At 65.9% G+C, this 14231-nt stretch carries 11 protein-coding genes; all 11 read right to left on the bottom strand.

Annotated features, from left to right (window positions below):
* Nucleotides 1-16: 16 nt before the first annotated feature.
* On the bottom strand, nt 17-2308 hold the full coding sequence (bamA, locus tag ACO07I_RS02020) for an outer membrane protein assembly factor BamA (RefSeq protein WP_422013797.1): 2292 nt from the start codon (nt 2306-2308) through the stop codon (nt 17-19).
* Between the two features lie 124 nt (nt 2309-2432).
* Nucleotides 2433-3812 carry an RIP metalloprotease RseP gene (rseP, locus tag ACO07I_RS02015; RefSeq protein ID WP_422013795.1) on the bottom strand — a complete coding sequence of 460 codons (1380 nt, stop codon included), beginning with the start codon at nt 3810-3812 and terminating at the stop codon, nt 2433-2435.
* 30 nt (nt 3813-3842) lie between these two features.
* Nucleotides 3843-5048 carry a 1-deoxy-D-xylulose-5-phosphate reductoisomerase gene (locus ACO07I_RS02010; protein WP_422013793.1) on the bottom strand — a complete coding sequence of 402 codons (1206 nt, stop codon included), beginning with the start codon at nt 5046-5048 and terminating at the stop codon, nt 3843-3845.
* Complete coding sequence (locus tag ACO07I_RS02005) at nt 5045-5737, bottom strand: phosphatidate cytidylyltransferase (protein WP_422013791.1); 693 nt, start codon at nt 5735-5737, stop codon at nt 5045-5047. Before ACO07I_RS02005 ends, ACO07I_RS02010 begins: the two co-directional genes overlap by 4 nt.
* Nucleotides 5718-6458 (bottom strand): isoprenyl transferase, encoded by a 741-nt coding sequence (locus ACO07I_RS02000; protein WP_422013789.1) that lies wholly within the window; start codon nt 6456-6458, stop codon nt 5718-5720. The genes ACO07I_RS02005 and ACO07I_RS02000 overlap by 20 nt, the downstream gene beginning before the upstream one ends.
* Nucleotides 6458-7012, bottom strand: a complete 555-nt coding sequence (frr, locus tag ACO07I_RS01995; protein ID WP_298308887.1) for a ribosome recycling factor — start codon at nt 7010-7012, stop codon at nt 6458-6460. Before frr ends, ACO07I_RS02000 begins: the two co-directional genes overlap by 1 nt.
* 2 nt (nt 7013-7014) lie before the next feature.
* A complete protein-coding gene (pyrH, locus tag ACO07I_RS01990) occupies nt 7015-7740 on the bottom strand; it encodes a UMP kinase (RefSeq protein WP_422013787.1) in 726 nt (241 codons plus the stop codon).
* Nucleotides 7741-7806: 66 nt separating this feature from the next.
* Nucleotides 7807-8733: a translation elongation factor Ts gene (gene tsf, locus ACO07I_RS01985; protein WP_422013785.1), complete on the bottom strand. Its 927-nt coding sequence runs from the start codon at nt 8731-8733 to the stop codon at nt 7807-7809.
* Between the two features lie 75 nt (nt 8734-8808).
* Nucleotides 8809-9597, bottom strand: a complete 789-nt coding sequence (gene rpsB, locus ACO07I_RS01980) for a 30S ribosomal protein S2 (RefSeq protein ID WP_422013783.1) — start codon at nt 9595-9597, stop codon at nt 8809-8811.
* A 163-nt stretch (nt 9598-9760) separates the two neighbouring features.
* Nucleotides 9761-10780 (bottom strand): DUF72 domain-containing protein, encoded by a 1020-nt coding sequence (locus ACO07I_RS01975; RefSeq protein WP_422013781.1) that lies wholly within the window; start codon nt 10778-10780, stop codon nt 9761-9763.
* Nucleotides 10777-14223: a DNA polymerase III subunit alpha gene (gene dnaE / locus ACO07I_RS01970; RefSeq protein WP_422013779.1), complete on the bottom strand. Its 3447-nt coding sequence runs from the start codon at nt 14221-14223 to the stop codon at nt 10777-10779. The genes ACO07I_RS01975 and dnaE overlap by 4 nt, the downstream gene beginning before the upstream one ends.
* Nucleotides 14224-14231 lie beyond the last annotated feature (8 nt).

The raw sequence follows: 14231 nt of genomic DNA, 5'->3' as shown, positions 1-14231 counted from the left end.
CCGTGGCCTCTCCCGCTCAGAAGCGCGTGCCGAAGCTGAAACGCACGGCCTGCTGCTTGTCCCACGCCTCATATTGCAGGGGTATCGCATAGTCGATCCGGATGGGGCCGAACGGTGAGATCCACTGGACGCCAACGCCGGTCGAGGCGCGCATCAGCTGGCTGGTCAGCACTGACGCGAGACCGTAGGTCTGGGACTGAACGCCCCAGAGCGATCCGACGTCGACGAACGCCTTGCCCAGCAATCCCACTTCCTTGGGAACCATTGGCAGCGGGTAGGATAGCTCGGTGGTGGCCGTGTAGTAGAACTGGCCTCCGAGCGCATCGGTCGTGTTCGCGTCGCGCGGACCGATGCCGCCGACGGCGAAGCCGCGCAGCGAATCGCCGCCGATGAAGAACAGATTGTTCAGGCGGATGTAGGAATTGTTGAACGGCAAGACGAGGCCCACGGACCCGCCGACCGACAGCACGACATCCTCGAAGAGCGACCTGTAATAGACAGCGTCCGCGGTGGTGCGGAAATACTGCTCGGTGCCGATCAGGCCCGCGGCGGCGATCGAATTGCGGACCAGCCAGCCCTTGGTGGCATTCAGGCGCTGGTCACGGGTATCCCAGATGAGCGTTTCCGACAGTTCGGACACGACCTGTGTGCCCTGGTTGTCCTGGATGACGTAGGACGCCCACGGCTGGACGTTGTAGATGTCGGTCTGCCGCAGCGTGTAGCGGACCAGCTGGCGAAGCTCTTCCGAGTAGGCCCAACCGGCACGCAGGGCGAAGCCGACGCTGCGGTCGCTGTAGCTCGCGATGTTCTGGCGATCGTTCGACGTCCTGAAGAGGTCGAAGCCGGCCGAAATCTGCCGATCCATGAAGTAGGGCTCGGTGAAGCCGAGGTCGATCGAGGTGCTCAGGGTACCGATCGACAGACCGACCCGCGCTTCCTGGCCCTTTCCGAGGAGGTTGCGTTCCTTGACCGAGATGTCGCCCACGATGCCGGCCGTGGTCGAATAGCCGGCGCCCAGAGAGATTTCGCCCGTGCTCTGCTCGACGACCTGGACCTCGAGGTTGGTCTTGTCCGGCGCGGAGCCCGGCGCCGCGGCGATATCGACCTTCTCGAAGAAGCCGAGATTGCGCAGGCGCTGCTCGCTGCGCCGCACCTTGGCGGTGCTGAAGGCGTCACCCTCGGCCAGGCGGAATTCACGTCGGATCACCTTGTCGAGGGTGCGCGTGTTGCCCGAAATGTTGATGCGCTCGACATAGACGCGCGGCCCTTCCTGCACATCGAAGGTCACGTCGACGGTATTGTTGTCCCGGTTACGCCGGATGTTGGGCCGCACGTCCACGAACGCGTAGCCCAGAGACCCGACCGCCTCGGAAATGTTCGAAACCGACTTTTCGACCTCGTTGGCGTCGTACCAGTCGCCCTCGGCGATGGTCAGGAAGCTCTTGAGAACGTCGACGTTCAGACCTTGGAAGCGGCTCGTGACGTCGACCTTGCCGAACTTGTAGCGATCCCCCTCGTGGATCGTGAAGGTGATGAAAAACCCTTCACGATTGGGGGCGAGTTCCGCAACCGACGAAACCACGCGGAAATCGGCATAGCCCTCGGAGAGGTAGAACTTGCGCAGAAGCTCGCGATCGAGGTTGAGGCGGTCCGGATCGAAGCGGTCATCCGAGCTCAGGAACCGCCACCAGGCGCTCTCAGAGGTGCGGATCTTGCCCCTCAGGGTGCCGTCGCCAAACGCCTCGTTGCCGACGAAGCTGATGCGCTTCACGCCCGTTACATCGCCTTCGTTGATCTCGAATACGACGTCGACGCGCCCCTGCTCGAGCCTGATGATCTTCGGCTCGACCGAGGCGTTGTAGCGGCCGCTGCGGCGATAGATGGTCAGGATGCGGTCGACGTCCGCCTGCGCGCGCGCCCGGGTGAAGACCTGCCTCGGCTTGGACTGCACTTCGTCGCGCAGCTTGTCGTCGTCGATCTTTTTGTTTCCCTCGAAGGCGACGCGATTGATGATCGGATTTTCCGTGACCTTCACGACGAGGGTCGAACCCTGCATCTCGATCACGACGTCGGCGAACAATCCCGTCGCGAACAGCGCCTTGAGCGAACGATCCGCCGCGGCCGCGTCGAATGGCTCGCCGACCTTGAGCTGGAGGTACGACCGAATCGTCTCCGGCTCCGAGCGGACATTACCCTGGATCTGAACCCCGGTGATCGCACCACCCACGGCAGCGCCACGCTGTGCGTGTGCCGGCGCGGTGAAGGCCAGGATTGCGAAGACGGCCAGTACGGCCCAACGAACGATCAAACTTACCCCCGGCGCCAGTCAGACCTGCCGATGGTCAAAGACGTGAACGCAGCTTTCTAGACCGGCAAAGGGGACTAAGCCACCCCTTTTGTCCCCCGTTCCGAAGTCGCGCCAACGCATCAACTCAGCGCAGCAAAAGCCTGATGTCATTGAAAGTTGCGATCAGCGCCATGCCGATCACGAGTGCAAATCCGAGCTTGAGCCCGACCTCCTGGGCCCGCAGGCTTAACGGCTTACCGCGTACCGCTTCGTAAGCATACATCGCCAGATGGCCGCCATCGAGCATGGGGACCGGTAGAAGGTTGAAGATGCCCAGCACCACGGACAAGGCGATGACGAGGTTGAGAATCCCGGCCCAGCCGGCATAGGACGCCTCGCCCGCAGCCTTGGCGATGCGGATCGGTCCGCCCAATTCATCCACAGGCCGGGTGGCGGTCAGGATCTGTCCCATCGATGTGTAGAACATCGACGTCATTCCCCACACGGCACGCACCCCCGCCCCCATGGCGCCGATCACGCCGTGGTCACGGAGTTCGGTGACCGCCGCCGGACGGATGCGCAGACGGCCGACGATCTGCTCCTTGCCGGCGCAATCGACGACCTTGTCGACGATCGGCACGACCGTGGTCTCGCCGAAGCGTCCGTCGCGCTCATACTTGACGGTGACCGGCTCGCCGCCGCGGCTGCCGATCAACTCCGGAATGCGCGAGAAATAATCGACGGGCTTGCCGTCGATCGCCACCAGGAGATCGCCGACCTTCAGGCCCGCCGCCTCGGCCGGGCTGTTGGCCGTGAAGCCGCCGACCACCGGACGGATATACTGATCCATGCCGAGATCGCCGTAGCGCAGCATGTTGTTGTAGCGATCCGTCCGCTCGCAATATTGCGGCTGGATCTCGCCGTGCAGCAGCTGGTTGCCCCGGCGGTATTCGACCGGCATCGGCTTGGCCCAGTACAGGAACTGGGATTCCTGGATGTCCTCGTAGCGGTCGACCCGTTTGTCGGCGAGACGGACGATCTCGTCGCCCGAGCGCAGGCCGGCTTTGGCGGCCGGACCGTCCGCCTGCACCGCGACGGTTGCCGGCGTATAGGGTTCGCCGGCGAAGAAATAGACGCCGGTCAGCAGCACGAATGCAAACAGGAGATTGGCCATCGGGCCGCCCAGCACGACGGCGGCACGGGCATAGAGCGGCTGGCTGAAGAACGCCCGCCGGCGGTCGGTTGGCGACAGGGGCTCGTCGGTCGGAGTCGCACTGGTCGCATCGTTGTCGCCCAGGAACTTCACATAACCACCCAGCGGGATCGCCGAAACCTTCCAGCGGGTGCCGTTGCGGTCGGTCCGGCCGAACATCTCGGGGCCGAAACCGATCGAGAAGACCTCGGCATGAATCCCGAAGCGCCGGGCGACCCAGTAGTGACCGTATTCGTGAACGAAGACGAGCAGCGTCAATACGAGGACGAAGTACGGCAGATACGTCGTAAACAGGCTGACCATGCTCTGCATGCCCTACTCGACCTCAAATCTCACGACACTTCAACAACTCAGCAGTCTCGTCCGGCAGATGTCCTCTGCCAGCCTGCGCGCCTCGAGATCGGCCGCCTCGACCTGCTCGAGGCCGCCGACCGCCTCCGAAAGACCGTTCCATCCGGACATCACGTCCTCGACGATCCGGGCGATGTCGAGAAACCTGATCCGCCGCGCGAGGAATGCAGCCACCGCTGCCTCGTTCGCCGCATTGAGCACGATCGGGGCATAGCCGCCCGTCACCAGGGCCTCTCGTGCCAGCCTTAGAGCGGGAAAGCGGCCGGAATCGGGCCGCTCGAAGGTCAGCGCCGGAATCGCCATGAAATCGAGCTTCGCCGCCGGCCCCTCGATCCGTGAGGGCCAGCCCAGTGCGTGGCTGATCGGGATGCGCATGTCGGCCGTCCCGAGCTGCGCGAGCACCGAGCCGTCGCAATAGGCGACCATCGAGTGGATCACCGATTGCGGGTGCACGACGATGTCGACCTGCTGTTCCGGCAACCCGAACAGAAGCTGTGCCTCGATCAGCTCGAGCCCCTTGTTCATCATGGTGGCCGAATCGATCGAGATCTTGTCGCCCATGTCCCAGTTGGGATGGGCCAGCGCCTGCTCCGGCGTCACCTCGGCCATGTCGGCCAGCGACCAGTTGCGAAAGGGTCCACCCGAGGCCGTCAGGATGAGCCGGTCGATCGCACGATTCTGGTCGGGCTCGAACACCTGGAAGATCGCATTGTGCTCGGAATCCACGGGCAGCAGCACGCCGCCGGAGTGGTCGATCGCGTCCATCAGCAGGCGTCCGGCACAGACCAGCGCTTCCTTGTTCGCGAGTGCCACCATGGCGCCGCGACGGGCTGCGACGAGCGTGGGCGCGAGTCCTGCGAATCCGACAACGGCGGCCATCACCCATTCCGCCGGCCGTGAGGCCGCTTCCACGACCGCTTCGGGACCGGCCGCGACCTCGATCGAGGTGCCGGCCAGGGCCTCCTTGAGGGAGCGATACTGAGCGGGATCGGCGACCACCGCGAGCCGCGCCCGCAGCCGCCTCGCCTGCTCGGCCAGCAGTTCCACCGAACGGCGCGCGACGAGCGCTTCGACACGATAACGCGTCGGATCGCGCCCGATGAGGTCTACGGTGCTCTGTCCGACCGAGCCGGTCGAGCCCAGGATCGTCACATGACGCGGGTTTTCAGGGGATGGCGCGACCCACTTCTTCTTCATGTCCAGGGCCACGCGCCCCCGGCAACCAGCCGGGCGATCGCCACCGCAACGAGCACGGCCATCAGCCCGTCGATCCGGTCGAGCAGGCCGCCATGGCCAGGAATGAGGCGACCGCTGTCCTTGACGCCAGCGCGCCGCTTGGCCGCCGACTCGAGCAGATCGCCCGCCTGTCCGACGATCGCGAGCACCGCTCCGGCGATTGCCAGATGAACGGTCTCCCCCAGGCCGAACGCATAGCCCACCGCCGCACTCGCGACCGCCGCCCAGGCCATGCCGCCGATCAGGCCAGACCAGGTCTTGCCGGGGCTGATGCTCGGCGCGAGCTTTGCACCGCCGGCCGTGCGGCCCACGAAGTAGGCACCGATGTCGGTGGCCCAGATGCAGGCGAGCACCCAGAGAATGGTCTCGCGTCCCGAAGCCGGCTGATGGCGCAGCCACAGCAGCGCAACAAGCGCCGCAAGCCCGTACAGGCAGGCAAGCACGCGCAGGACGGGCGCGCCGCGGGTCAGGCGCGACCATTCGAGAATCATCACGGGCGCCGCGAGCGCCGCCACGAGGTCGATCCAGGGAAAGCCGAACCAGACCGCCGCGAGAAGCAGCGGCCCCAGCACCACGGCCGACAGCGCGCGCAGCAGCAGGCCGCCGAAGCGCCCGCCGCGCGCCGGGGTGCTATTTTCCGATGCCGCCATAACGCCGCTCACGCCTGCGGAACTCCACGATGGCGTGTTCCAGGTGATCCTTGCCGAAGTCCGGCCACAGCGTGTCGACGAAAACCAGCTCCGAGTAGGCACACTGCCAAAGCAGGAAATTACTGATCCTCTGCTCGCCGCTGGTCCGGATCAGCAGGTCCGGATCCGGCAGACCCGCGGTCAGCAGCTCGCTCTCAAAGCTCGTCTCGTCGATGCTGTCGGCCGTGATCTCTCCCGCCGCGACCCGTTGCGCCAGACGACGCGTCGCCCGCAGGATCTCGTCGCGCGCGCCGTAATTGATGCAGATGTTGACGTCGATCCGCGTGTTGCTCGCGGTCATGCTCTCGGCGTCGGCGATGTCGCGCACGATGTCCGCCGCCAGCCCTTCCCGTCTGCCGATGACCCGGAGCCTGGCGCCGTTCTTGCGCAGTTCATCGAGTTCGCTGCGCAGATAGTGGCGCAGCAGCCCCATGAGATCGGCGACCTCGTCAGCCGGTCGCGTCCAGTTCTCGGTCGAGAAGGCGAACAGCGTCAGGACGGGTATTCCCAGCTCGCCGGCGCCGCGCACGACCCGGCGCACCGCGTCGGCTCCCCGGCGATGCCCCGCGACCCGCGGCAGACCACGCGCCTTCGCCCATCGCCCGTTGCCATCCATGATGATGGCGACGTGCTGGGGTCCCGCCCCAGCGTCGGGATTGGCGGGCAACGGCGCCGTGGGCATCAGACCGTCTTGATCTCTTTTTCCTTTTGGACCAGTGCGTCGTCGACCAGCTTGACGTAGCGGTCGGTCAGTTTCTGGACCTCGTCGGCCTTCTGGCGGTGCTCGTCTTCCGAGATCTTGTGATCCTTCTCGGCCTTCTTCAGCGCATCCATGCCGTCGCGTCGAATGTTGCGGACGGCGACCTTGCCCTGCTCGGCATACTTATGCGCCAGCTTGGCCAGTTCGTTGCGTCGCTCCGTGGTCAGCTCGGGGATCGGGATGCGGATCATCTGACCGTCCGGCGACGGGTTGAGGCCGAGGCCGGCCTCGCGGATCGCCTTGGCGGTCGGCGTCACGAGGCCCTTGTCCCAGACGCTGACGGTGAGCAGGCGCGGCTCGGGCGCGCTGACCGTGCCGACCTGGTTCAACGGCATGCGCTGGCCGTAGGCTTCGACCATCACCGGATCGAGCAGGTTCACCGAGGCGCGGCCCGTACGCAGGCCGCCAAATTCCTTCTTCAGCGCATCCATTGCGCCATGCATGCGCTTCTCGAGCTCGTTGAGGTCGGCAGACATGTTCAGGCCTCGTTCTTGATGATCGTAAAGGTTCCCTCGCCGCGCATCGTCGAAGCGAACGCGCCGGGCTTGTGGATGTCGAAGACGATGATGGGAATGCGGTTCTCGCGGGCGAGCGAGATCGCCGACGCGTCCATGACCTGCAGGTCGCGGGCCAGCACTTCCAGGTAGGTGAGCGTGTCGTAGCGCTGGGCGTTCTTGTCCTTGAGCGGATCGGCGGAATAGACCCCGTCCACCTGCGTGCCCTTCAGCAGCGCATTGACGCCCATTTCGGCCGCGCGCAGAGCCGCCGCCGTATCGGTCGTGAAGAAGGGATTGCCGGTGCCGGCCGCGAAGATCACGACGCGGCCCTTCTCCATATGGCGCACCGCGCGGCGCCGGATATAGGGCTCGCATACGGTGGTCATCGGGATCGCCGACTGGACGCGCGTCTGCAGGCCCTGCCGCTCGAGGGCGCTCTGCATGGCCAGCGAATTGATGACGGTCGCCAGCATGCCCATGTAGTCGCCGCTGGCCCGGTCCATGCCCGAGGCTGCGCCCGACACACCGCGGAAGATGTTGCCACCGCCGATCACCAGACAGACCTGAACGCCCATCTCGTGAACGGTCTTCACTTCTTGTGCGACCATTCCGACCATGTCGGGATCGAGACCGTATTCTCGATTCCCCATGAGCCCCTCGCCAGAGAGCTTGAGAAGGACGCGGCGATATTGGGGGCCCGACGGCATCAGATGCCTCTGATTACGTTTGTCTTGGGCGCGCGGACCTGGTCCGCGCGCCGGTGGAATTCAATACTACTTCTTGAGCTGGGCAGCCACCTCGGCTGCGAAATCCTCGTTCTTCTTCTCGATGCCCTCACCCAGGGCAAAGCGCAGGAAGCCCGTCAGCTGGACCGGAGCGCCGACCAGCTTGGCGGCTTCCTCGACGACCTTCGAGACCTTGGTCTTGCCGTCGATCACGAAAGCCTGTTCGAGCAACACCACCTCCTGGTGGAACTTGCGCAGGCCGCCTTCGACCATCTTGGTGACGATCTCGGCGGTCTTGCCCTGCTGGCCGGCCTTCTCGGCGAGGACCGCGCGCTCGCGCTCGATCGCTGCCTGGTCGAGGTCGGCGACGGTGAGCGACTGCGGGTTGGTCGCCGCCACGTGCATGGCGAGCTGCTTGGCGAGAGCGCCGAGCTTGGCCTTGTCGCCGGTCGACTCGAGGGCGATGAGCACGCCGATCTTGCCGAGGTCCGGCGCGACGGCATTGTGGGTGTAGGCCACGACCACGCCGTCTGACACCGACAGCGAGGCGGCACGGCGCAGGCTCATGTTCTCGCCGATGGTGGCGATCAGGTTCGTGAGCTCGCCCTGGACGTCCCGGTCCGAGCCGGGGAACGGCGCCGCCGCGACCTTGGCGAGATCACCGCCGTTGTCGAGCGCGAGCCTGGTCGCCGCGGCGACGAACTTCTGGAACTGATCGTTGCGGCCGACGAAATCGGTCTCGGCATTGACCTCGACGACCGCGCCGCGCGTGCCGTCGGCGGCCACGCCGACGAGGCCCTCGGCGGCGATGCGGCCGGCCTTCTTGGAGGCCGCCGACAGGCCCTTGGTGCGCAGCCAGTCGACCGCCTTCTCGACGTCGCCCGCCGTCTCGCCCAGCGCCTTCTTGCAATCCATCATGCCCGCGCCGGTCTTCTCGCGCAGTTCCTTGACGAGCGATGCAGTGATCTCAGCCATGTCTTGCTCCGTTTGGTACAACAAGGGCCGGTCTTCCGACCGGCCCCGTTTGCTTCGCGTAATTGAGGGGCCGGTCTACTCGGCCGGCGCTGCCTCGGCCGGCGCTGCCTCGGCGAGGGGAATTTCCTCGGCCGGCATTTCGCTCATCGCACCCACGTCGCCGCCGGTGGCGGCGATTTCGGCGCGGATGCCGTCGAGCACCGAGCTCGAGAGCAGATCGCAGTAGAGCGACACGGCGCGGATCGCATCGTCATTGCCCGGGATCGGGAAGTCGATCCCGTCGGGGTCGGAGTTGCTGTCGACCACCGCCACGATCGGAATGCCGCGCTTGCGGGCTTCCAGCACCGCAATCGACTCCTTGTTGGTGTCGATGATGAACAGCAGGTCGGGCGTGCCGCCCATTTCCTTGATGCCGCCCAGCGACCGCTCGAGCTTGTCGCGCTCACGGGTCAGGTCGAGCTGTTCCTTCTTGGTCAGGCCGACGACATCGCCCTTGAGGCGCTCGTCGAGCTCGCGCAGGCGCTTGATCGACGCGGAGATCGTGTTCCAGTTCGTGATCATGCCGCCCAGCCAGCGGTGATTCACGTAGTACTGGCCGCAACGCTTGGCCGCCTCGGCGACCCGCTCAGCGGCGGCCGGCTTGGTGCCGACGAAGAGGACACGGCCACCGCTCGCGACGACGTCGCGAACCTGGCGCAGCGCCTGCTCCAGCAGCGGCACGGTCTTGGTGAGGTCGATGATATGGATCCCATTGCGCACCCCGAACAGGTACGGCTTCATCTTCGGGTTCCAGCGGCGCGTGTGATGGCCGAAATGGACGCCGGCTTCCAGCAGCTGGCGCATCGTAAACGTCGGCATGGTCATGCCGTTCTCCTTTTCCGGTTGAGCCTCCGCGGGCGTCGTCCCCGAAATGGGAACACCGGAGCGAGCGGCGGGATGTCTCCCCGTCGACCGCAAACCCGCGTGCGAAGTGGCGCGTTTCTAGGAGGTTGGCGCCGAAAATGCAAGCGCCAGTAAAATCAAGGCCTTAGCCGATCGTTTTGGCGATCTCGCGGGCCAGTTCGAGGACCGAGAGCGGCGCACTGCCCTCGGCCTTGTTGTTGGCCGTGATCCACACCTTGCGTCCGGCCTTGTAGGCAGCAGCGGCCATCCGGGCCAGCACCCGGCGGGTCTCGACGTCCTGGTCGACCAGCCGGTCGAAGGGCTCGTAGCGCTGCCTGGCCGCCTGATAGAGGAACCCGCGATGCAGGTTCCAGCGCACCACGAGCGCTCCCGGCTCCTCGCCGTCCAGCGCCTTCAGCGCCGTTTCCTGCCGCTCGACCTCAGGCATCCGGTCATGAAGACCGACGCAGTATCGGATTCCGGCCCGGGCGAGCATACGCATCAGCCGCGGGGTCAGAAGCTCCGGATTTCGCAATTCCAGCGCGTAAATTGGTGATTGGCCCGCCATTTCACGCGGCAAGGCTGCGAAGAAAGCCTCGAGGCGCTCGATCAGGAGCTGCGTTTCGTCGGCGAGGCCGCGCGGCAGCGGCGAGATCTGGAAGACCAGCGGTCCCGCCTTGGCTTTCAGGCCTTCGAGGCAGGGCAGGACGAATTCACGGGTGGCCAGGGTGGCGTCGAGGAAGTGGGGGTTGGCGACCTTGCCCCTGCCCTCCTCGTCGCGCATCACAGCGTCGCATACGAGCGCCGGCGCCTTCACGACGAAGCTGAAATGATCCGGCACCTGGCTGGCATATTGCGCGTAAGTGACCGCGGAAATCGGCGCGTAGAAAGTCCGGTCCAGACTCACGGTCCGCAGCAGAGGGATCTCGCCGTAGGCCTGGAGCCCCTTCCGGCTGAGCGTCACCTGGGGATGGACGCCCTCGTAGACGAGGCCGCGCCAGCCGGGAAAGAACCAGGAAGAAGTGCCGAGCCGGATGTCGAGCGGCAGCGCCGGCGCCTCGAGCAGCGGCGAATCCCGCGCTGGCCGGACATCGCCCGCGCCTGCAGCGCGCCGCCTCGGCGGCGGGGCGCCACCGGTTTCGAAGAGGCCGGGCTGCCGGCTCAAATCTCCTCCACCTGCGCGACGCCCGGCAGGCTGCCGATCGTGTCGCGCAGGCCGCCTGCGATGGAATAGGCGCCGGGCAAGGTGACCTCGGCCTCCGACTCGTCCGTCATCGGCACGACGAGGGTCACGCGGCCGCGGCCGCGCTTGCCCTCGAGCGCCTTGCGCAGCGACTCCAGCGCGACCGGATCGGTGATAACGATGCGCAGGCCGGCCGCCGAATTGGCGACCGCATCGTCGAGCTTCTCGACCGTCTGCGCCGTCAGCTTGACCTGCTCGCCGTCGAGCCGGCCGTCGACCGAAATGAGAACCGCCTGTCCCGCCTCGAGGAGCGCGCGCTTGGAGTTCAGCAGCTCGCTGAACACGACACATTCGAAAGCGCCGGACTGATCGGAGCACTGGAGGAAGGCGAAGCGGTTGCCCTTGGCCGAGGTGCGCTCCATGCGGTCGATGACCGTGCCGGCGAGCTTGATTCGGCCGGGCGTGCCTCGGGCCAGCAATGCCTGGAGGTCGGCGGCCCGGCAGACGCCCAGCCGCTGCAGGCTGCGCTCGTAGGCAGCCAGCGGATGCGACGACAGGTAGAAGCCGATCGCCGCGAACTCGTTCTGCAGCCGCTCCATCGGCGCCCAGTCCGGCACCTTGGCCAGTTGCGGGCGGCGCTGGGCGGTATCGTCGCCGAACAGGTTGTTCTGGTTGCTGCCCCGCGATTCGTGCGTGGCCTGGGAATGGCGGGTCAGCGCCTCGACGGCGGCGAAGGTCTGGGCCCGGTTCTTGTTCAGCATGTCGAAGGCCCCCGCCTTCACCAGGCTTTCCAGCAGCCGCTTGTTCAGCGCACGCGAGTCCAGCCGCTCGGCGAAGTCGAACAGGTCCTTGAACGGGCCATTGGCTTCGCGCTCCTCGGTGAGCCGGCTCATGGCCTCCTTGCCGACGCCCTTGATGGCCGCCAGCGCGTAGCGGATCGCCTTCTTGCCGTCCGCGGTCTGCTCGACGGTGAACTCGGCGGACGACTTGTTCACGTCCGGTGGCAGCAGCTCGACGTTGATCCTGTCGAGATCGCGGCGATAGCCGTTCAGCTTTTCCACGTTGCCCATGTCGAGGGTCATCGTGGCGGCGAAGAATTCGACCGGGTGGTTGGCCTTGAGATAGGCGGTCTGGTAGCAGACCAGCGCGTAGGCGGCGGCGTGGGACTTGTTGAAGCCGTAGCCCGCGAACTTGTTGACCTGGTCGAAGATCGACGAGGCGTTGTCCGCCTTGACGTTGTTCTTCTCGGCACCCTCGACGAAGCTCACCCGCTGGGCATCCATCTCGGCCTGGATCTTCTTGCCCATGGCGCGACGCAGCAGGTCGGCGCCGCCGAGCGTGTAACCGCTCAGCACCTGCGCGATCTGCATGACCTGCTCCTGGTAGATCATGATGCCGTAGGTTTCCTTCAGGATCCCTTCCAGCAGCGGATGCAGGTAGTCCGGCTCCTCCTCGCCATGCTTGCGCTTGATGTAGCTCGGGATGTTCTCCATCGGGCCCGGCCGGTAGAGCGCCACCACGGCGATGATGTCCTCGAAGCGGTCCGGCTTCATCTTGCGCAGCACGTCGCGCATGCCGTTGCCTTCGAGCTGGAACACGCCCGATCCGTCGCCGCGGCAGAGAAGTTCGAACGTCTTGCGGTCGTCGAGCGGCAGCCTCGGGATGTCGATCTTGTCGCGCCCGATGAAATCCCAGGCCTTCTCGATGACGGTCAGCGTCTTGAGGCCCAGGAAGTCGAACTTCACCAGCCCGGCCGTCTCGACCCACTTCATGTTGAACTGGGTGGCCGGCAGCGAGTCGACGCCGTCGGTGTCGCGGAACAGCGGCACGAGCTGATCGAGCGGCCGGTCGCCGATCACGACGCCGGCGGCATGGGTCGAGGCGTTGCGGAACAGGCCCTCGAGCTGCAGCGCGAGGTCGATCAGGCGCTTGATCTCCTCGTCGGCGTTGTACTGCTCCTTGAGCAGGTCCTCGGTCTCCAGCGCCTTGGCCAGGGTCACCGGATTGGCCGGATTGTTGGGCACCAGCTTGCAGATCCGGTCGACCTGCCCGTAGGGCATGCCCAGCACGCGGCCCACATCGCGCAGCACGGCTCGCGCCTGCAGCTTGCCGAAGGTGATGATCGCCGCGACGCGGTCGTGCCCGTATTCGTCGCGCACGTAGCGGATCACGCGGTCGCGCTTGTCCTGGCAGAAGTCGATGTCGAAGTCGGGCATCGACACGCGCTCGGGGTTGAGGAAGCGCTCGAACAGCAGCCCCCAGCGCAGCGGGTCGAGATCGGTGATCTTGAGCGACCAGGCAACCAGCGAGCCGGCGCCGGAGCCGCGACCCGGTCCCACCGGCACGCCGTTGTCCTTGGCCCACTGGATGAAGTCGGCCACGATCAGGAAGTAGCCGGCGAACCCCATCCTCTCGATCATGTCGAGCTCATAGGACAACCGCTCGTCGTAGCGCGCGAAGTCGATGCCCTCCGCGAGCCTGCCCAGCGCCCGCAGCTCGTCGAGCCCGGTCTTTGCCAAGTCGCGCAGGGCCTCACCCTCGGTGCGGCCTTCGAGCTTGGTATAGCGCGGCAGGATCGGCTTGCGCGGCGTCGGCATGTAGGCGCAGCGCTGGGCGATCACCAGTGTGTTGTCGCAGGCCTCGGGAATGTCCGAGAACAGGCTGCGCATCTCGGCGGCGGACTTGAAATAGTGCTCCGGCGTCAGACGCCGCCGGTTCGGGTCCTCGATATGGGCGCCCTGCTCGATGCAAAGCAGCACGTCGTGCGCCTCGTACATCGACTTCTTCGGGAAGTGGACGTCGTTGGTCGCGACCAGCGGCAGATCGCGGGCATAGGCCAGCTCGATCAGCGGCCCTTCGATGCGGCGCTCCAGATCCTCCCCGTGGCGCTGCAGCTCGAGATAGAGGCGGTCGGCGAACAGGCGCTGCAGCCGGTCGAGCAGATGCTCCGCGGCCGGGGTCTGGCCGGCCGCCAGCAGCCGGCCCACGCCGCTGCCGTTGCTGCCCGTGATCGCGATCAGCCCGTCGGTCGAGCCTTCGAGCTCGGCCAGCGGCAGGGCCGCTACCGATCCGGCCTTGAATTCGAGGTGGGCACGGCTCACCAGCCGCATCAGGTTGAGATAGCCCTGCTCGCTCTGCACGAGCAGGGTCAGCCAGTCGACGGTCGGCAGCTTGCTGGCTGTGGCGATGCCGCCCTCTTCCTCGCGTCGGATGCCGATGTCGCACCCCACGATCGGCTGGATGCCGGCCTTGGAGGCGTACTGCGAGAATTCGAGCGACCCGAACAGGTTGTTGCGGTCGGTGACGGCGACCGCGGGCATCTCCGCCTCCTTTGCCAGGGAGACGACCTTGTCGACCTTGTTCGCGCCTTCGGTGAGCGAATAGGCGGAACGAACTTTCAGATGGATGAAATCAGCGATGGTCACGGAGCATC

This window comes from Reyranella sp., from assembly GCF_965227665.1.
Taxonomy (GTDB): domain Bacteria; phylum Pseudomonadota; class Alphaproteobacteria; order Reyranellales; family Reyranellaceae; genus Reyranella.
This window is presented reverse-complemented; position numbering and strand designations above follow the sequence as displayed.